Annotated in this window: 18 protein-coding genes; 11 read left to right on the plus strand and 7 right to left on the minus strand. The window is 37.5% G+C overall.

The genetic code is table 11. The features are described from left to right. Nucleotides 1-47 precede the first annotated feature (47 nt). Together EHQ62_RS17565 and EHQ62_RS17570 are read left to right on the plus strand one after the other, a co-directional pair. Entirely contained in the window at nucleotides 48-971 is a 924-nt protein-coding gene (locus EHQ62_RS17565; protein WP_135645397.1) for a hypothetical protein, read from the plus strand. Next, the gene (locus tag EHQ62_RS17570; RefSeq protein WP_135645248.1) at nucleotides 968-1,393 is read left to right on the plus strand and encodes an ABA4-like family protein; all 426 of its coding nucleotides are present in this window, start codon (nucleotides 968-970) and stop codon (nucleotides 1,391-1,393) included. Before EHQ62_RS17565 ends, EHQ62_RS17570 begins: the two co-directional genes overlap by 4 nt. Here EHQ62_RS17570 and EHQ62_RS17575 read toward each other — a convergent pair. After that, on the minus strand, nucleotides 1,390-3,030 hold the full coding sequence (locus EHQ62_RS17575; RefSeq protein ID WP_135645250.1) for an ankyrin repeat domain-containing protein: 1,641 nt from the start codon (nucleotides 3,028-3,030) through the stop codon (nucleotides 1,390-1,392). The genes EHQ62_RS17570 and EHQ62_RS17575 overlap by 4 nt on opposite strands. A 77-nt stretch (nucleotides 3,031-3,107) precedes the next feature. Between EHQ62_RS17575 and EHQ62_RS17580 the strand changes: the two genes are divergently transcribed. The 6 genes from EHQ62_RS17580 (at nucleotide 3,108) to EHQ62_RS17605 (ending at nucleotide 7,675) form a co-directional block, all read left to right on the plus strand. Continuing rightward, nucleotides 3,108-3,935, plus strand: coding sequence for a hypothetical protein (locus tag EHQ62_RS17580; protein WP_135645252.1), 828 nt, complete (start codon nucleotides 3,108-3,110; stop codon nucleotides 3,933-3,935). Between the two features lie 55 nt (nucleotides 3,936-3,990). After that, complete coding sequence (locus EHQ62_RS17585; RefSeq protein WP_135645254.1) at nucleotides 3,991-5,025, plus strand: zinc-dependent alcohol dehydrogenase; 1,035 nt, start codon at nucleotides 3,991-3,993, stop codon at nucleotides 5,023-5,025. Nucleotides 5,026-5,281: 256 nt separating this feature from the next. Next, nucleotides 5,282-6,049, plus strand: a complete 768-nt coding sequence (locus EHQ62_RS17590) for a DUF4846 domain-containing protein (protein WP_279638331.1) — start codon at nucleotides 5,282-5,284, stop codon at nucleotides 6,047-6,049. Further along, complete coding sequence (locus EHQ62_RS17595; protein WP_135645258.1) at nucleotides 6,046-6,249, plus strand: hypothetical protein; 204 nt, start codon at nucleotides 6,046-6,048, stop codon at nucleotides 6,247-6,249. The genes EHQ62_RS17590 and EHQ62_RS17595 overlap by 4 nt, the downstream gene beginning before the upstream one ends. Then, nucleotides 6,236-6,826, plus strand: coding sequence for an LOG family protein (locus EHQ62_RS17600; RefSeq protein ID WP_135645260.1), 591 nt, complete (start codon nucleotides 6,236-6,238; stop codon nucleotides 6,824-6,826). The genes EHQ62_RS17595 and EHQ62_RS17600 overlap by 14 nt, the downstream gene beginning before the upstream one ends. Nucleotides 6,827-6,862: 36 nt before the next feature. After that, complete coding sequence (locus EHQ62_RS17605; RefSeq protein ID WP_135645262.1) at nucleotides 6,863-7,675, plus strand: hypothetical protein; 813 nt, start codon at nucleotides 6,863-6,865, stop codon at nucleotides 7,673-7,675. Nucleotides 7,676-7,875: 200 nt separating this feature from the next. Here EHQ62_RS17605 and EHQ62_RS17610 read toward each other — a convergent pair whose 3' ends face one another. Next, nucleotides 7,876-8,130 carry a hypothetical protein gene (locus tag EHQ62_RS17610; protein WP_135645264.1) on the minus strand — a complete coding sequence of 85 codons (255 nt, stop codon included), beginning with the start codon at nucleotides 8,128-8,130 and terminating at the stop codon, nucleotides 7,876-7,878. 247 nt (nucleotides 8,131-8,377) lie between these two features. Here EHQ62_RS17610 and EHQ62_RS17615 point away from each other — a divergent pair, with 247 nt between their 5' ends. Next, nucleotides 8,378-9,721 (plus strand): adenylate/guanylate cyclase domain-containing protein, encoded by a 1,344-nt coding sequence (locus EHQ62_RS17615; RefSeq protein ID WP_135645266.1) that lies wholly within the window; start codon nucleotides 8,378-8,380, stop codon nucleotides 9,719-9,721. A 354-nt stretch (nucleotides 9,722-10,075) separates the two neighbouring features. After that, nucleotides 10,076-11,137 (plus strand): hypothetical protein, encoded by a 1,062-nt coding sequence (locus EHQ62_RS17620; RefSeq protein WP_135645268.1) that lies wholly within the window; start codon nucleotides 10,076-10,078, stop codon nucleotides 11,135-11,137. A 398-nt stretch (nucleotides 11,138-11,535) separates the two neighbouring features. Here EHQ62_RS17620 and EHQ62_RS17625 read toward each other — a convergent pair whose 3' ends face one another. From EHQ62_RS17625 to EHQ62_RS17640, 4 genes are all read right to left on the minus strand, one after another. Next, entirely contained in the window at nucleotides 11,536-12,897 is a 1,362-nt protein-coding gene (locus tag EHQ62_RS17625) for a hypothetical protein (RefSeq protein WP_135645270.1), read from the minus strand. A 344-nt stretch (nucleotides 12,898-13,241) separates the two neighbouring features. After that, entirely contained in the window at nucleotides 13,242-13,622 is a 381-nt protein-coding gene (locus EHQ62_RS17630) for a response regulator (RefSeq protein WP_135645272.1), read from the minus strand. Next, nucleotides 13,609-15,189: a PAS domain-containing sensor histidine kinase gene (locus EHQ62_RS17635; protein ID WP_135645274.1), complete on the minus strand. Its 1,581-nt coding sequence runs from the start codon at nucleotides 15,187-15,189 to the stop codon at nucleotides 13,609-13,611. Before EHQ62_RS17635 ends, EHQ62_RS17630 begins: the two co-directional genes overlap by 14 nt. Before the next feature lie 126 nt (nucleotides 15,190-15,315). Beyond that, nucleotides 15,316-17,526, minus strand: coding sequence for a PAS domain S-box protein (locus EHQ62_RS17640; protein ID WP_135645276.1), 2,211 nt, complete (start codon nucleotides 17,524-17,526; stop codon nucleotides 15,316-15,318). A 431-nt stretch (nucleotides 17,527-17,957) separates the two neighbouring features. On the opposite strand from EHQ62_RS17640, the gene EHQ62_RS17645 reads away from it, so the two are divergent. Then, nucleotides 17,958-19,145, plus strand: coding sequence for a GAF domain-containing sensor histidine kinase (locus tag EHQ62_RS17645; protein WP_135645278.1), 1,188 nt, complete (start codon nucleotides 17,958-17,960; stop codon nucleotides 19,143-19,145). Between the two features lie 164 nt (nucleotides 19,146-19,309). On the opposite strand, the gene EHQ62_RS17650 is transcribed toward EHQ62_RS17645, so the two are convergent. Further along, entirely contained in the window at nucleotides 19,310-20,011 is a 702-nt protein-coding gene (locus tag EHQ62_RS17650) for a hypothetical protein (protein WP_135645280.1), read from the minus strand. Between the last annotated feature and the right edge of the window lie 7 nt (nucleotides 20,012-20,018).

Raw genomic sequence — 20,018 nt, forward strand, 5'->3', positions numbered from 1 at the left:
CTTTTTATGTTGACAGAGTATACATATTTGTTTACGCTGTCAACATTATGAAATACGCCGACTTCAAAAGACAACCACTTTTTTGGAATGGAATCGCGATGGCAGTACTCACGATATCCATGATTCCCTTAGTTTTTCTAGACACAAGAACCCTTTTGGGTGTGAATCTCTGGATCAAACCGATTAAGTTCACCGTTTCCCTGGGAGTGTATTCCCTATCCACTGTATGGATTTTGGAACGGTTTTTGAAAGATTGGCGTTTCAATCGGAAAACACAAATTGTCCTAACCATCACCTCGGTGATTGAAATTGTTCTCATCACACTCCAAGCGGCAAGGGGTGAATCAAGCCATTTCAATGTCTCAAACACTTGGAACCAAATTGTATTTTCCATTATGGGAACAAGTATCTCTATTTTTTGGTTATTCCATTTAGGTATGATTCTCCCTATTTTAAAGGAGAAAAGAATTTCAAAATCCGTTCGAGAAAGTTTACTTTGGGGGCTAACAATCGCTGGGTTTGGAATGATCATTGGATTTTTTATGACCCAACCTCGTCCCGAACAATTGGAACTGATGAAACAAGGGATTTTCCAAACAAGTGGGTCTCATAGCTTTGGAACGGGAGAACCGGGACAAGGCCTAACTTTTTTTGGATGGAGCACTGTGATTGGTGATATGCGTGTTCCCCATTTTTTTGGAATGCATGTGATGCAGATCTTCTTTGTAATCGCTGCATCCCTCCTCCATAAAAAAGAAACATCAGACCAAGTATTCATGGTTCGTTTTATGGGTGGTCTATTCCTTTCGATGAACATTTTGATGGTGGTCCAAACTCTTTTAGGACAATCAATTTTTTCATTCCAACCTTTGTTTACAGTGGTGTATGGAATTCATCTCCTCTTCATCGTATCTTTAGGTTTACGCCTATTTTCGTTTCCAAAATTTTTAGAACCAAAGGTGTTTATATGAACCCATCTCTCGTTTTCACAATTGCCAATTCACTCACTCTAGTGGCTTGGTTAGTTTTACTACTATCACCAAACCAAACAAAGGTGATTCCATATCTAAGGATCTTGGTTTCAGGTTTATTTCTCGGTGGTTTGTACATCCTTTCTTTATCCATTGGATTTGGAAATGCGGAAGGAAATTTTTCAAGTTTGCAATCAGTTCGGTCTTTGTTTCAGAATGATGAATTTCTGTTAGCAGGTTGGGTGCATTACCTTTCTTTTGATTTGTTTTTGGGAACATGGGAAGCAGAAGATGGAAAGGCAAACAACATCCACAGATTGGTTTTGGTACCCATCCATGGACTTACATTTTACTATGGCCCCGTTGGACTTGTATTGTATTTTATTGTTCGAAGTTTGAAAACAAAACGATTGGGATTTTAACCACCATATACATCTAAGAGAGAAAGGACCCTTTGGTAACGGTTCTTTTTCTCTTCGTCTGCTTCCAAATCTGCAATTTCTAAATTTTCAAATGCCAAGTCGCGACCAGTTTTATCATCCAAAGTTTTCGCATTTGCCTTTGCACCCGATTCCAATAACAAAGCAAGCACAGAAGAATTTCCAAATTTACAAGCTTCATGTAAAGCAGTGCTTCCATTTTGGTCACCGATATGGATATCCACACCCGCTTGGATGAGTCGTTTTGCCAAACTCGGTTCCCCAAATACGGAACACCAATGGAGGGGTGACATACCATTGACTGACTGTAAGTTTACCTTCGCACCACGTCTGATCAACTCATCCATCAAATTGGTTTTTTCTTGCAAACGAAGGGTATTGTCTTGGCATAATTTAAAAATTGCTGTTTCGCCATTTGCATCGACTATATTGGGATTCGCACCTCTTTCCAATAACCGCATACATGATTTGTATTTGGAGCGAACAAAAGCTTCTTGTAACAAAGTAAAACCAAGTGGGTTTCGGATCGAATCTTTGATGATAAAGTCCAATGATCCAACTGAACGAACAAAGGAATCCAAAAGATAGACATCATCTTCCTCTAACCAGTCTAAGGTTTTATCTTCGTTTTTAGTTTCTAATTGACTGCCTAAATGTTTATGGTATTCGTCTGGGAATTTTGTTTTGAGAAGAGGAATGAAGATGGGTTCCTTTTCAGAGTGGCATACAACATCATGGATGATGTGCCAATGTTCAGAGTTTGGTGTTAATTGATTTGAAATTAGAAAAATAAAACTCTCATTGAGTTTTCGTTGAGTGAGTTGGAAGATTGCCTGGATATTCCCTTCTTTAAAATGGACTTCGGAAACAGTGGTTTGGCTTTCAGGCCAATGGTACATGACAAGAGACAAAAGTTCTGCTTTTTCTTTTTCATTTAGAGCAGGAAAATGTTTTTGTAAGGATAAAATATTTCCTGACAAAACGTAAATTTTTGCCGCCAAAAAACTGGTGATGAAATCAGGTAATTCTTTGTTTGCCACACCATATTCATCAAATTGAATTTTGTAAATATGAGTCGCAGTAAAACTTCCATGTAAAAATGTATTCCACTCGTCTGAAATTGCGAGATACAATTTTCCATTCACTAAAACATGATCATAGTCCGTAACTGTTAACGATAACCGAACTGGTGCTTTGTTCACATTGTGATTGATGATGATACTTAAATTTTTGGAAGGTTGATCAGAAGTGACATCATAATCAAAATTCTTTAGTCTTACAATTTCTGGCAGCCCTGAAATGGAAATACGAACATCGTGATCGTTTCCCTCCTCGTCCTTCAAAAAAACGAGTTCTTCATTCGACCATTCTGAAACAAAATTAGAAGTATAACGGCCAAAAATTTGGCCTTGTAAGTTATGGTTGGGTATTTGGCCTAAAAAATTTAGGTCAAATAACACGAGTGAGTCGGACCTTTCCCCCGTTTCGATCTTTCGAAAATCAAAATGGTTCCAAATGGAACATTTTTTACATCGGTACTTTCCTTTTTTGCCCTCCAGTTTGGATGAAGAGATGGAATGACCACTGAGACAGTTGGAGCAGGATAAAATCGTTTTCATATTTCGCTTGTTCCGATATAGAATCCAAGAGACTTTACCGTGATCAATCGAAAATTAAATGCTTTAGGTAGGGATTCATGGGACAAAATCAATATTTAATCATTGGAGGTTCGGGGGAAGCAGGCCAAAGTGCCATCTCTGCCATAAGGTCCGTCGACCCTAGTGCCTATCTTATCTCTACCACGACGACAAAAGAACCTGTGTCCAATTCTGACCTAACGTTATTTGGGAAACGTGCCGAACCAGGTTTAACCGAAGCCGTCATTGATGACATAAACAAAGCAGGTAAGCCCCTAGAGTTCCAAGCCCTAATCTATACGCCAGCGCTCGGTGAAGTGGGATTTCCCATTGAAGAAAGTACCCAGGCACAAATCAAAGAAACACTTGGAATTTGTTTGGATCCGATGCTCAGTTTGGAAGAAAGGTTACAACCAAAACTAACAGTCGCCTATTCAGCGTTTTATTGGTTAAGCCATACTTTGGCATTTTATGGATCGATGGGTATCGCAAAATACAAAGCAGACAAATGGGTTTTGGAAAATCCGAAAAACCGTCGTTTGGTTAGAGCTGGTACTTTTTTTTCAAAGAGTGTTCGTGGGATCTCCATTGTTTTGCAAAGGACAATGAAAAAAACAAACCATCCTGATTTATTAAAACTAAAAAACAAATTTGAATCCTCTAACCAAAAGTTTATCGATTTTTTCCTTTCTTATGCGTGGGAACATGAAAAAGAAACGTTTCAAAACCAATTTGAGACTCCTTACCGACCAACCGTTCGAGATGATTTAACACGGGGACTTGCGAAAGCTTTGCAAAACGACTCTCCCATCACCACCGTTCTTGGGGATTGGACATGGGAAGAAACGAAATTGCCCCAATTGCCAACTTGGTTCCAACAATTTTAGTTGCACAAAAAAGAAAACAACCAAAACGTAGACCGATCGGTATACGGAGGGACAAATGCAAAGACTTGTGTTTCGTAAAAAAGGAATCTTGGAATGGGAAGAGATTGATACACCCACCATCAGTGGTGGAAACCAAGCGTTAGTGGAACCAATCGCGATCGCTCGTTGTGATTTGGATTTACCCATTGTACGCGGAGAAACTCTTTTCCGTGCACCCTTTCCCGTAGGACACGAGTTTGTGGGCCGTATCAAAAAAGTATCGGAAGATTTAGAAGAAAAATTCAAAATCGGAACCATGGTTGCCATTCCCTTCCAAATTTCTTGTGGCACTTGCCCTACCTGTTTGTCCCTCCATACCAATTCTTGTGAAACAGTCCCTTATACATCGGCTTATGGAATGCCACCTGGTGCCCAAACATTCGGTGGTGCCATTTCAGAATTGTTACTCGTTCCATACGCCGAACAAATGTTATTTGAACTGGATTCAAATATCAATCCAATTGGGATTGCAAGTTTTAGTGATAACATTGCGGAAGTCTGGAAACTCGCTGGTAGGTTTTTAACTAAAAAAAAAGATCCAAAAACAATTGTGGTGGGTGGGAATGCAGGGAGCATTGGACTGTATACAGCACTTTACCTCCACCAAACAAAAAAAGCCGAAGTTATGTATGTCGATACAAACAGGGAAAGGATAGATTTAGCATCTTCTCTTGGTATCCCCGTCACTCATTTCACAACCTTTCCCAAACCAAACGAAAGGTATGATTTGGTATGTGACGCCTCTGCCACAAAAGAAGGTTGGGACTTTGCCACAAGGTCACTCGGAAAAAATGCCATCCTTAGCTCTGCTTCCATTTTTTGGACCAATCGTTTGGAAATTCCTTATTTGGAAATGTACAACCAAGGTGCAGAGATCCATATCGGCCGAGTGGAATCCCTGGATTCGATGCAAGCACTTTACCCCGAAATCCAATCGGGTGCCTTTCAACCAGAATCCATTGTCACCAAAACTGTTTCTTTTGCCGGAGCCAAAGAGGCATGGTTGGAAGAGTCTATCAAACTTGTGGTGACACGCTCATCATTGGATTGAGATTTCTAACAATTGAAAAGCTCTTCCTTAGAATAAAGGAACATCCCCATCTTAGAATGCGAAATATGATTTGCATCCCAAATAAACTTTGATTAGAATTTATATCGAAAATATGATTTTGATTTCGGTCAAAATTTGATTCCATGGGATTAGGATGGGGACCAATTTTTTTAGTAGACCAACGGATCGAAACCAAAGAGTAAAACTTTCTTCTATCCGGATATGGATTTTCCTTTTCCTATTTGGAATCAGTTTTTTGTCTTTTGCCACCCTTCTCATTTTCCCACTTCATGCAGATTCCATCCAGAAAAGGATTACACCACCTAACGGATATTTGAGAGTGGATTACCCAAAAGCAAGTTTTTCTCATTACTTACAAAACTTCCCCTTAAAACCGGATGGTAGCCCCGTACTTTTGTATAACGGAAAGCAGAAACAAAACCAAGTCCATGTAGCCGTTCTCAATTTTCCCTTACTGAAACGGGACTTAATCCAATGTGCAGATGCAGTTATGAAACTCCGCGCAGAATATTTTTATGCCAACAAAAAGTTTGATGCGATCCATTTTAAAATCAGCAATGGAATGGATGTTCCTTTCCTGCGATTTGCCAATGGGGAACGAGTGGTTGTGAAAGGAAACAAAACCAGTTGGATACAAACCAAAGCCAAACAAGGAACAAACCGTGATGTCTTTGAAGAATACTTACAATTTATTTATAGTTATGCGGGAACGATTTCACTCAAATCAGAATTAATCAAAAAACCTTTATCCCAATTGGAACCAGGTGATGTTTGGATTGAAGCGGGATCCCCAGGCCATGTGGTGATGGTGGTAGACAAAGCAATGGGAAAAGATGGACAGATGGTATTCCTTTTGGCACAAAGTTATATGCCGTCCCAGGAAATGCACATTCTAAATTCAGAGGGTGAATTTTCTCCTTGGTTCACACTCCCCAAAGGAAACAATTTCCAAACCCCCGAATGGGAATTCCCGGCAAAAGAACTATATGGATTTTTAAAATGAAATATTGGTTATCCTTACTCCTTTTTTTCACGAGTCGTTTGTTTGCGATACCCTATGAAACAAAGCTCACTCGTGCCACCAATACCAAAAAGAAATGTTTTCTAAGACCAAACCAACATGGAATGGAGGACATTGGTCTCTATCACTGCATTCCCAATACCATTTCTTCCCAAGAAGCAAAAGCATATGGCACCATTTAAAAAAATAGCAATCTACTGTGGTTCTTCTTCTGGGAAAGATCCTTCGATTGAAAAGGAAGCCTACCGTCTGGGCGAAACACTTGCGACCCATTCGATTGGGATTGTCTATGGGGGTGCCAGTGTGGGCCTTATGGGAGCAGTTGCAAACGGTTGTTTGGCGAAAAAAGGCAATGTGATTGGAGTTTTACCAAGCTTTCTCAAACGACGGGAAATCGAACACATTGGTCTCACAGAACTCATCCAAGTAGAATCCATGCACGAAAGAAAACGAATCATGTTTGATCTTTCCGATGCATTTTTGGTTTTGCCTGGAGGTTTTGGAACCATGGAAGAGTTTTTTGAAGTGGTAACTTGGTCCCAATTGGGATTACACAACAAACCAATTGTGATTTTGAATTGGAATGGATTCTATGACCCCCTTGTCAAAATGTTCCAAACCATGGTGGACCAAGGCTTCTTAAAAAAAGAAAATTTGGATCTGGTGATCGTACTAAATAAATCAGAAGACCTGCTCACACATTTGCAAAACTATTCTCCGTCTAAGACCGAGAAATGGTTGTCGAATGACGCCATCTAATCAAGATTCACTGGTCAGGAAGGAACAATTCAGTTTATGCTCCGTGGGTTTCGAACATTTCCGTTTTTTACAGCAGTTTCATTTGCCATGGGGTTTTACCTCACGGTTCCATTCTTCCCAATGTTAGTCGCAAACCCAGACCTTTTAGAAAGCGATATTTACTATTACGACACCGTTGGCCAAAATCGAAACAAAACTCCAAGAAAACCTAACCCAGACTTACATGTCCCTTCTGTTCCCGTAAAACACGGAGTCACAGTTTTTTCCAATATTCCTAATGATAAAACTGCTTACCCATTCCTCCAAACAACGATTAACTTTGTAGAGGCACATTTTGCCTTCAAAGCCTTTTTATCGGATGGAACGGAAGTCTCCTACTCCACAAGGGGAGAACATGTCCGTTACTCCAAATGTTATGGTGAAATATGTATCATCGTATCCCAAAAAAACGTGTTAGGTGTAAGTAATTCAAGTACGGAATGGGAAAAAGGCCATATCTTTGGTGAGGAACGTTACGAAGTAGCTATGGGACACAGAGCGGCCCTTGTTGCCAGTGATCGCAAACTTTACTTATACAATAGTTATACAAACCACTGGGAAACCATCAGCCTCGAACAAGAAACCCTTCGTGGTTTTGCCAACCTCTATGATAAAGTGGCCATCATCACCTCCCGCCGTATCCTAGTGGTAGACCTTCCTTCCGAAGCCCAATTCGAACAAAATTTACTCCTCCGCGGTATCTACCAATTTGAAATGCGAGATGGGTTCATCAATTTTTACTCCGGTGATAAACTTTGGATGTTCCGCCACCAAACAGAGGCATTCGAAGAAGTGGATTTAACAGACTGACACTCCAACAAGCGAAAGGGTAAGCCTTTCCTTTGACAGGATTGGGGATGTTTTGGTATGCGCTAGGCTGGTTGATTCGATAAAATTAAATCAGATATGATAAAAATCAAATAGGATTATTACCGTATGCGGTATCGGAACTTTTTGGTGAGTCCTGAATTCCTTTGTTTCGGCAGAACTAATTTCCGTTGAAACAAGAATTAAAAATTAGTATTCCTTTCTACGGGTACAAGTGAGAGAAGACAAAAAGAAATCTTCAGGTTATCATTCTCATTGATTCTAGAAGAATATTCTTCTTGAGTAATGCGCCCTTCTTCAAATGCATTACGATGCCTAAGATTGAAATTTTCTATCACTGCTGCCATTTCAATGCATGCTTTTGGATTTCTTTCTCTTTCGGGGGCACATGCGATCAAAAGCAATGTGAAAGACACGGCAATTTTCATTTTTACCATTTAAATTTCTACCTACTACCTGTTACAAAGAAACCTGTTTTGAATATTTTTACAAGTAATCCTTAAGAGTTATGTCGGGCATCGTGTGACTCACCAAAAAAAATCGAAAATTATAGATTCACTTCTACATTTTTATCTAGCAAAGAATACGATAAGGAGACTTGTATAGCAATAGGAAATGCAATTCCCTTTGGTGAAATTTCCAAAATTGTAATACTCAAATATCAATTTCAAAAGGTAAAACTCAATGTTTGATCTCTCTTTTTTAGAACCAGAAAGGAAAACTTTAAAAATCAAACGATCAGGCGATACCATATTGGAAACCGCCATCGCTCATAATTTTCCACTTTATCATTTATGTGGCGGAAATGCTCGGTGTACGACCTGTCGCGTCTTTGTTTCTGATGGATTGGATTCTCTCAGTGAAAGGAATGATAGGGAAAAAACAATTGCCGATCGGAAAGGTTGGCCTAAAGAAATTCGATTGTCATGCCAAACAGAAATTTTTGGTAATGTCGAAGTCCAAAGGATCATTCGAGATGAAGAAGATCTTAAAAACATAACTTCCGAAAGAAAAAATTCGAAAACTGGCGAGGAGTGTTATGCGGCAATTTTATTTTTAGACATAAAAGGTTTCACTTCTTTTACAGAGTCAAGTTTAGCTTATGATGTTGTATTTGTTCTCAATCGATTTTTCCAAGAGATGAGTGATCCAATTCTTAACAATGGTGGATTTATCGATAAATTTATTGGGGATGGTATCCTTGCGTATTTCTTTTTAGACAAAACAAAATTACAAACATCACAACTTACTTTGGAAGATGCAAAAAAACAAATGTTTATCCAGGCATTACGAGCTTGTTTTCGTATTTTTGACCAACTAAAAAAATTCAATGTTTATGTTAAGGAACGTTTCCACCATGAATTTGACATTCGGTTGGGATTACATGCAGGTCAAGTGATCTACGGTGATATCGGTCATTCCGATCATAAATCACAAACAGTTCTCGGAGATACAGTAAACGTGGCCTCGCGATTAGAAGTTCTGAATAAAAAAACTGGGACAAGATTTTTAATCTCTGACGAGATTTACCAATACGTCTCTGACATAATTCAAATTCAAAAAAAGATTCTTACAAAACTCAGAGGAAAAACGGAAAGGATGGCCGCCTACTCCGTGTTAGGCTTTAAGGAGAAAGATCAAATTTTAGAATTACAACGATCACTAGAACTGGCATTACAACTGAATCCGAATTTAGCTCGGGATTTTTACATTCACTTTCTCGAAACCAAACCAGAGTTCCAAAAATTTTTCCAAAATACAGATATGGAAACACAAGCCAAAAAGTTACTGGCTATGTTTGGAAAAACGATTGAGAGATTAGGAAATTTGAACCAGATCCAAATTGAACTCCAAAATTTAGGAAAAATGCATGAAGAGATGGGCATTCCAGTGACTGATTTTGGAACAATTGCACCAAGCCTACTCTATGCGTTAGAAAAAAGTTTAGGGGATCAATGGAATGAAGAATGGAAGTCGATTTGGGAGACGGCTCTTGGATCGTTAGTTCGGTTGATGGGAATGAAATAAAAGGAAAAATAAATAGCATTCAAAATTAGTTTATTATTCTAGAATCTATAATATTACTGCTTAAAAATAATAAAATTTATCACTTCAACGAAAGATTCAGACAATAAAATCTTGATTACAAAAAAAAATTACACCTGTTACCTTTTTTTTTAATTTTGATTTCACACAAGTAACACTGGTCAGCTTTTTGCACAAACACGCAAAATGGCATCTATCAGCTGCTAAAATTTCATTTATCCTTGTTGACGGAATCGATAGAGCATATAACTTCTGTAACTACGAGTACTCACGGTAACATTCGTTCTGTTATTCGATATTCCTCGTTTACTTTCTTTTGGAAATGGTAAAAAATTAATGAAATTTATATTCAAAATTATATATCCATTATTTGTTTATTTTTTTGTTCTTGGATGTTCGAACGGTTCTTTGTTTTCTGTCGCAGAGGGAGAAAATCAAACTGAATCTTTAATATTGTTAAGTTTTCTCTCCAGCAATTTAGCCAATTCAAATGCCGGAGAAGAAACTTGTGTAAATCCAGGGACTAATTGGATTTCAAGGACGGCCTCCGAACAAAATACATGGTTTTCCATTGCCTATGGCAATGGAATTTTCGCAGCAGTTTCTAAAGATGGTCTCAACAGAGTTATGACCTCAGTAGATGGGTTAACATGGACATCAAGATCGGCGGCTGAGCAAAATACATGGGAAGCAATTACTTTTGGTAATGGAATTTTCGTAGCTGTGTCAAGTACGGGAGCAAATCGAGTTATGACATCACCTGACGGTATTAACTGGACTTCTCGTTTGGCAGCGGAAGCGAACGAGTGGTCTGCTGTTTCTTATGGAAATGGAATTTTTGTGGCAGTTGCGAGGTCAGGAACAAACCGAGTGATGACCTCAACAGACGGATTTAATTGGACGTCTGCGTTGGCATCTCAACAAAACAATTGGTCAGGTATTACCTACGGAAATGGCATCTTTGTGGCTGTGTCGCAAAATGGTACAAATCGAGTGATGACATCAATTGACGCAACTACCTGGACATCTAGAACACTCCCAGAGTTAAATCTTTTAGTAACGATTACATATGGAGGTGGAATATTTATTACAATGGCACCCGTAACGGCTCCAGCAAAACATATTATGCGTTCTACGGATGGAATCAATTGGAACGCATATTCTGCTCCAACGAATTTCTTTGCTTCACAGACAGTCACTTATGGCAATTCACTTTTTGCAGCTGTTGCTTATGGTAGTTTCGGATCTGATCAAATTATGACTTCTCCTAATGGAATTGATTGGACGTTCCGAGCAGCTCCGCAGGCGAATTTATGGACATCAATAACATTTGGGAATGGCCGTTTTGTTGCTGTTTCAGGAGATGGCGCGAACAGAGTTATGACATCTTGCAATTAGAATCTAATTATCATTATTTTTTAAAATTTTGAAATTGATAAAGTGTTTAGATAGTGATATCTACTTTCTCATTCAAAGAATTTTGGCAAACTAACTTAAAATTGACCTTCGTATTTGGGAATTTCCAAACGAAGGTCATTCCAAACTAAAAAGATTCGTCACTTTCGACGACTGGATTCTAAACCTTCGGCAAGAATTGCCGTTGCCTTGTTCCAAAGGAGTAATATAAAATCTATATCTTGTCTTTCATTCGCGATAAATTGGCTTTGCTAATTTCAGAAAATGGATCCACTTACACACTAACCTCATCAGACTAGTGTGTGAAAACAAAAAGAATCAGTAGATTCTGTTCGTTTTTTTTGAAAATTCTTTCATACCATTCACTCGGTAACAATCGATCATTCAACTTGAATCGAAATCTTTGGTAAAAAGTATCCAAATACCTTTCCATTGGATGGATCAATTTGATTGGGGTCTGATGCGGTGGTAGGCCAAGCACTTCGGAAGATACCATTCGCTACAGACCAATTGTCATCGATTTCATACTCGGAAGATACCCCTGGACCTTTATAGTCGGCCGTTAACTTCGGCGATGTGATCGGAGTGTAAATGGAATTCCCATTGGATGAATGAAATAACAAGGAATTGTTTTTATCGACAACGATTTTCATTCGATTTCGTGTCGTATTCCCTGGAATCTTTAATACAAGGAGTCTCTCATTGTTCCATGAATTGGAACTGTATTCGGGCATTAAATTGCCATGGAGTACTGCTAAATTGCTTCCTGGAGGAACGGCATCACCAGGAAGTCCACTTAACTCATTGAAATTTGTATCCCATGTTCCTTGCGGAACACCAAGTGCCAAGTCACCATTTTGGATCCTAACATAGGAAGATGAAATTTTGTATGCGCTAGGTATTGCAGAACCCGTGTCTGCATTAACATTTAACAATGGTTGTAGACTCATCCCACAGAACACTGCTTGGTGGATGCTGATGATCCTTGGCTCATCAGGATAGAGAGTTTGGCAAGGAGTTTTCATACTTAAAATGGTTTCGTTACTACCTAAATAGGGCATATCGAAATTTGTAACAGTTGCATTCCGATAGTAATCCTCAGAAGTATTGATGTTCCCACCATTATTTGAACTCAATGCCCTTACCCTCATCTCAACCAAACGTTGCATAGGTGAACTGATATAATTACTATCATACTCAATTTTGAAATCAAAGATAATGAGACCCAATCGATCATAACTTCCGTCTTTCCAAGTTGGATCAATTGAGAAAGTTTTTAATGGTTGGCCTAATCTTTGGACTCCATATAGGGATTGGAAGATATCCCACTGTCCAAATTGGAAGGGAACTTTAAATTTTGCATCTCTTCCATAGGCTTCGGCACCAAAATCCAAAAGGACTTTATCTGCATTGGAAACTGTTTCCTGACCATAAGGAACACCACCAAACTCAGGTGATTTCCATACTAAAAATCCCGCAATATTCATTGAAAAATCGGCAATCGGGACTGACTTGAGTTCGAAGTTGGGGTTATTGAATTCTGCAGGCAAAACAATAACAGAGTTTGCATTCCTTACGAGAGAATTGGAATTTAAATTCTCACCTAACTGAAATTCTATTTTGGATTGAAACAATTGTGAAAGTAAAAACAGATTGAGGACATCATCATTTTTTGACTTAGGTGTGAATAAATTGCAATGCAATAGGGAAATGATGAGAAATCCTTTTGCAAGTTTTGTCAATAGCCGAATCCCTGTTTTTTGATAGAATCCCCTCATTTTAAAATCTCCATTTTCAAATCTTTTTTCATTCTGTTGCAGATCGTATGGCAATATAAGGTGATTCAATGGAAAAAAGGAGGGCTTGGAAAAAAAATTTTAAAATACCGCTAAAACCGTTCAGAATTTCCCCAAAAAACAGTTTGGCCGGTTGAAAGTTTTTGAACTTAGTTCAATGAATCTTGTTCGTTAATCCAAACAATTCGGTATTTTTTCATTTCGATGTTCACCTGATATTTGTTATATGGATTGCCAACCAATCCCATCATGACCGTGTTATCCGATTGGGTGGTGCAAATCGTTCGGAGTTAAATGTTTTTGATCACTTCCCCTATGCTTTCTAAATCTGCTTTATTAAATGGTTTGAAAAATACCTTCGTAAAATGATACTCCTCTAATTTTTTTAAATGTTCTTCATCCGTATGCCCAGTGATTGCAATGACTGGGATATTGGGATTGAATTGGAAGATTTTTTTCCTTAGTTCATAACCATCCATTACGGGCATTGAAATATCAGTGATGACAAAATCGATTTGAACCCCTTTCTCAAGCAAATTGAGAGCTTCCTTTCCATTCGATGCCACATAACAGCCGGAGAACTTTCTTTTTAATAAATGCTCCATCATTTTGAGTACGGTTGCCTCATCATCAACAGCAAGGATTACCTTTTCAAATTTAGCGTTCGCCATTTTTTATCCTCAAAATGAATTTTGCACCATTCTTTTCATTACTCGCGCGGATTGAACCTTCGAAGGTTTTTTCGATGATCAGTTTAGAGATGTACAATCCCATCCCCGTACCAGATGTGGGCCCTTTGGTGGTGAAATAAGGTTCAAAAATTTTATGAACTAACTCTTGTGGGATACCACCTGCATTATCGGAAACTTCTATTTCGATGAACTCCGAATCGAAATGGGTCACAGAAAAAGAAATTGTTTTATCTTCGATCTCTTTATTCTTAAATGAATCTATAGAATTATCGATCAATATTAAAAATACTTGTCTTAATTGATTTGGATTTCCATAAGCAGTGATGGTAGAATCTATTGGTAAATTAATTTCTTTTCGGATGTTATTGATTTTGATTTCATGATCAAGAAAATGAAAGGATGAGTGAATGACATCAGTTACACTAAAGTTTTCATTTTTTGAATTCGGAGAATAAAATTTCCGGAAATCTTCAATTGTTTGCGTTAAAAATTCAATTTCTTTTTCTATTTGAGTATAAACTTCTTCATATTCTACTTTTTCTGATTCTTCCACATGGAAAGGTAGATTTGTAAAAATTTCATTTAAAGTCATTATTCCATAACTGATGGAAGTCAATGGTTGTCTCCATTGGTGAGCGATTGCAGAAATCATATCTCCCATCGCAGCAAGTTTCGATTGTTGTATCAATGCTTCTTCTTTTATATGTTGTTCACGAATGGCATTCCTTACTTTTTCTTCCAAATTTTTATTAATTTCTTCTAGTTGACTTGTTTTATTCACTAACTCGGTGACTACAGAAAACGTGACAACAAATCCATCCTCTAATTTAACCGAATTATTGGAAAACCAAGCATCGATTCCATCAGAAGTAAACTTGAATAATAAACTTTTATTTTGACCAGATTCTACAACTTCTGCATACAATTCAAAAAGTGATTTTCCATAACCTTCAAGGATATCTTTATGGCCGGGTAAAACCTCTAACAACCGTTTGCCAATCACATCTTTTTCTTCGATCTGAATGATTTCACTTGCAACTTTATTCGAAAACACATATTCGAAATCTATAATTTCGTGATTGGAATTTCGAATGGACCTAAAGTACTGAACTCCATTTAAAGAGGAATCTAACACTTTCCTTAATAAATTTTGTAATTTTTTCGTGTTATCTTTTAATACAACATTTTCATTTTTTAAAAAAACATCATATTCTTTCGTAGCTGAAATATCAGTTGATAAGATAAGGACACCTTCCTCAACTCTTTCCAAATCCAATTTGTAAACTTTACGGGAGCCGTCTGGATATTCGAATTCATTGATTACAAATTGGTTTTCTGATGTTGCAAAACATGTTTGGATGGATTTAAAAATTTCGGTATTCTCGATGCCAGGAAACACATCAACCATTGCTTTACCAATGATTTGCTCCCTTTCCATTTGGATTTGTTTTAACAAACTATCATTCAGAAAATAATAACGCATCTCTTCATCCACGATTTGCATACCGATGGATAAATTGTTAAATCCGTTGTACCTGGAAGGCATAAAAAATCCTAATTAAATCTGACGAAAAAAACGAAACCAGAATACGACTGAAATCAATAAATTGATGGGTTTATTTACCGAAAAGATGATGGTAAAGGAAGGTTTGTTTCCTTCCAAAAGAGCGATTTAGATGTTCATTCGAGACATTTTTGGAAAGTAGAGATGGAAACTTGTGCCTTTGTCAACTTGGCTCTCCACTTCAATTTTTCCACCCAAGGATTCAATTTGGTATTTTGTTAGAAAAAGGCCCATGCCCTTTCCTTCTATATTAGGATGGAACCTGGAATTCATTTTAAACATTTTACTTCTGTATTTTTCCAAATCAATTCCAACTCCATTATCGGAGATCGAAAGAATGACAAACTCTTCGGATTCATTTATTTCGATTTGGATATGCCCAATCGTTTTGTGAGAACAATACTTAAATGCATTGGATAAAACATTGTTAATGATACTTTCAAAATATACTGGTATTGTGTATAGGACTACGTCGTCTGGAATGGATACATTCACTTTAGTATGCTCGGATTTGTCAGAAACGAATAACAAAAGTTGGTTTTGAATTTCTTTTTGGACATTGATTTCTTTTTTTACAAGCGAAAGTGAGTCTTTTTCTATGGTAAGCAACTCATTTAAATTTCGCATCATATGATCCAATTGTACGGCAGAGGATTCAATCATTTGGACCAAACTCTGGTCACTTGGATCATCTTTTAATAAATTACATAAACTGAGTATATTGGCAATGGGTGCTCTCAGATTATGTGAAGTAATGTAGGTATACTCTCTAAGCCTTTCATTTTGTCTATTTGTGACTTGGACAAGGGTTTCAAGTTCTTTATTTTTTGCGACCCAATCGGAAATGTTACGATTGTAGATGACAACCCCGTCTGTTGTTGGCAAAACGATGTGATGAAAATAGCCAGGTGTGTAATAACCATCTGGAATTGTATAATCCTGTTCGAGTGGTTCTTTTGTTAAAAAAACTTGTTTGTACTGCTCAAAAAATCCATTTTCTAAATTGATTGGATACAATTCACAAATTCGTTTTCCAATCAGTTCTTCTTTTGGAACTCCTAAGTTTTTTGAACCTTTCTCATTCATTTCAGTAAAAAGGAAATCGATGATTGTCCCTTCGTTGTCTTTCAAAATCGATAAAAAATATATGGATTCAAATGAAGCTTCCAACGAGGCTTTGAATCGTTCGTTACTTTCTTTCAGTTTGGTTTCCGCTTCTTTTTCAAGCGTAATGTTTTTCGAAGCGCCAATCAATTTGGATAATTTACCAAATTCATCTACCAATGGTTTGCTATAATCCCGAATCCAAATGTATTCACCATTTTTTGCCAAAACACGGTATTCCGATACACCAATCTTTCCTTGGAGAATTTCAGATACCCGATTCCCAACAAGACCTAAGTCATCTGGATGGATGATTTTGATCCATCCTCCTAATTTTCCAATATCTTCAACTGTATACCCTACAATTTTTGATAGATTCCCAGAACTCCAATCTGCAAATATTTCACCATCGATGATTTTTGCCGTATAGATATAATCAGATGTGATTTCTGTAATCAGTTTCAATTTTCCTAATATGTCTTCAGAATCGGTGATATCCCTTGCCACAGCGACGAGTTCTTTTATGTTTCCATATTGATCCCTGATCGGAGCTTTGACGGTATTAAAATAACGAATGAATCCATCTTTGCCTAAATGAGGTTCTTTTTCAATTTTGACTTGTTTGCCTTCTTTGAAGATAAGGGAATCGATTCTGTGGTATTCTTCGATAAACTCTTGTTTGTTTTCTGGAATATCATATGTTCCAATGATGTCTGATTTTTTTTGGCCAAAGTAATCTGCGCAGGCCTGGTTCACGTAGGTCATTTTAAAATCAGAATCTTTACAGAAAATAAAATCAGATATGGAATCGAGTATCTGTGAATAATAGTTTTCCGTTTCACGGATGGTATCGGTGATTGTATTCTGATTGGAACTTTCTAAGATGCTAAAAATAATGTATTGGATTTCATTTGAACTGGATTTGGAAATCGATACTTGCGCTAAACAATTAAATTTGGATTTGTTTTTTTTGACTGCTTCCAGTTCTCCCAAAAAAGAACCTGTCTTTGGTAGGGAATGAATCCCATTTGTCTGAGGATCAGAAGCTATCCAAAAATCATTTGTCAAACGTCCTACCACCTCGTCTTTCGAAGAGTAACCCCAAAAACGCAAAAAAGTATTGTTTACAAAAATGATTTTACCGAGTGGATCTGAAATCGCAATGGCACTTAATGAATCATCCACCGCTTTTTCAATGATCGATTTTGTATCCATCTATCAGTCCTTCTCTTTTCGTTGGCTTGAAAACTATACTCCACTTAGGCGTAAAGACAACCTAAGTTTTCTCGACGAGAATCCAAGTCCCAGTCCCAATGAAAATACGAGTGTGCCGGACCAAATGTTAGCATCGTACCAATACGAAGGTTACGTTTCGGATTGGGAAAGCAGGTAAGACATAAACACAAGTTGGTATTTTAAAAAAATACTTGGGTAATTTGATTCACCCAATAAATTCGATGAAAATCATTCAATTGTCAAATCCAAATGAATACTAAAATGCGAAATCTTATCAATTATTTCTTAATCTCTTGGGTTTATTTTGGTTCCTCTGCAAAACAACTACCTGCATGGGGATCTGCTCAGCGGACAAACCTCCATTTCGTCTAAAATAAAATAAAAATAGTGAATCAATTAGGAATCCATCCATGCAAACCATTCCCGAAAATGAAATCACTCGTTTACTCCAATTAGCAGAATTAAACTTAGATTATGTTTCTTTAAAAGAGGAATTTAATGGACTCGCGGAACTGGCTGCAAGGATCACAGGGACACCCATTTCGCATATCAATCTCATCGATGCCTTACACCAGTGGACGATTGGAGATTTTGGATTTCCTTCTACACTCACACCAAGAGAAGAAACGGTTTGCCAATTTACCATCTTAAGCAATACACATCTTGAAGTTAAGGATTTAAGGATTGATGATCGATTCAAAGAGAAGGGCTTTGTCACGGAGAGTCCCTTCTTAAAGTACTATTACGGAATCCCCATCAATATCAAGGGATCCAATGTCGGTTCTCTTTGTGTGATTGACACAGAAGAAAATTCGATTTCCCCAGAAAAAATCAAACTCTTAGAAATCATTGCCGAAGAGGTAAGTCGTCGTATCAAACTCAAACACACCGCTGACCAAACTACAAAAAGAAATCTGAAACTATGGAAGAATTATAAGATCTTAGCACATGATATTCGAGGACCTATCGGTGGAATTTCTAGTTTGGCTGAGATCATCCTCGAACAGGATGAGGAAATAGACATAGAGGAATGCCTTTCGGTCATGAAAATGATGAAAGATAGTAGTGATTCCGTTCTGAATTTGGTCAATGATCTTATGAATGAATTGACTGAAGAGAGTTCGATACAAAATGATATTTCGATCTCTGAATTTTCGGAACAAGTATTAAGTTTGTTCCAAGCTCAATCACAAGCGAAACAAATTAACATCATTGTAAATATCAATCCCAACTTAAACAAAACAAAAGTTCCAAAAAATAAATTCCTGCAGATTATAGGAAATCTAATTTCAAACGCAATTAAGTTTTCACCGATGGAACGTGAGATACAAATCCATTTTGATGTCTTAAATTCAGAAAACCAAACATTAGTCATACGGATCAAAGACTTTGGAATCGGAATGACAGCGGAACAAATCAATGAAGTATTAGCAGACAAAGCAAATTCTACCTTAGGGACAGCGGGCGAAGTCGGGAACGGATTTGGAATCCATTTTGTCAAACTACTTGTCGATGAATTGAAAGGATCGTTGTCAATCCATTCGGAAGTAGGAAAGGGATGTGAGTTTGTTATCCAGTTACCGGTTGTAATTCCGTAAACGATTAGCGCCTCGAATCTGTTAGGGGATGGTCATTTCTTGTAAGAACGACCGCGCTTTACGCTCCCATCTTTTCTATCGGAAAGGATTTCCGATAATTTTGACACTTCGATAAACTCATTGTCAATGGCTCGGGGTAGGACATCTTTCAAAATTTATTTATTTCAAAGATCGATCTCTGGCAAATAAGGATCATCTTCCGCTTGCAAATTAGGAACTGGACAGTGATCAAAGTATTTTTCCAAAAAGTATGTTTTTATAGAATCCTGGTTACTAAAAGATATACCCATTATTATTTTTTCCTTTTTCTGATCTAACTTTTCGATTGTGAACAGGTAATCTGGTCTATAAAATATATATTCTTTCTTATACTTTTCTGAATAGAATACATCCGGTTTACGAGTTCGATATGGGGAAATCTCAATCGATATAATTTTTCCTTTGAACAACTCGTCGAAATTGCAGAAAGGGTCTTTTTTTGATTGATTATATATTTTTAACCATCGTTCTTTGATTTCATCTGAATTCTCATATTTGTTAAGCCCTCCTAGTTTTGAACCGACGGAATTATATATAGGAAGTGAATCTTCGATCAATAGTGCGAAATTCTTTTCCTCGATGATATCCCTCAAATATTTTGCACCGAGAATTGCTTCTTTGCGAGCTATTTCTCTAGGGTCCATTCCTCTTCTGTTAAACGTATACTCACCCGATTGATCCCTAACGTAAATATACCCTGGCTCTATCTCTTCTCTTTCGGGTCCCGTGTGCCAATCATCCTGAATCAGATTGTCCTTTCTCTCCTGATCCATCGGTTTACAGACGAATAACAGAAATAAGGTCCCATATACTATCTTTTTTATCATTATTTTC

This window comes from Leptospira jelokensis, assembly GCF_004769635.1.
Lineage (GTDB): Bacteria > Spirochaetota > Leptospiria > Leptospirales > Leptospiraceae > Leptospira_A > Leptospira_A jelokensis.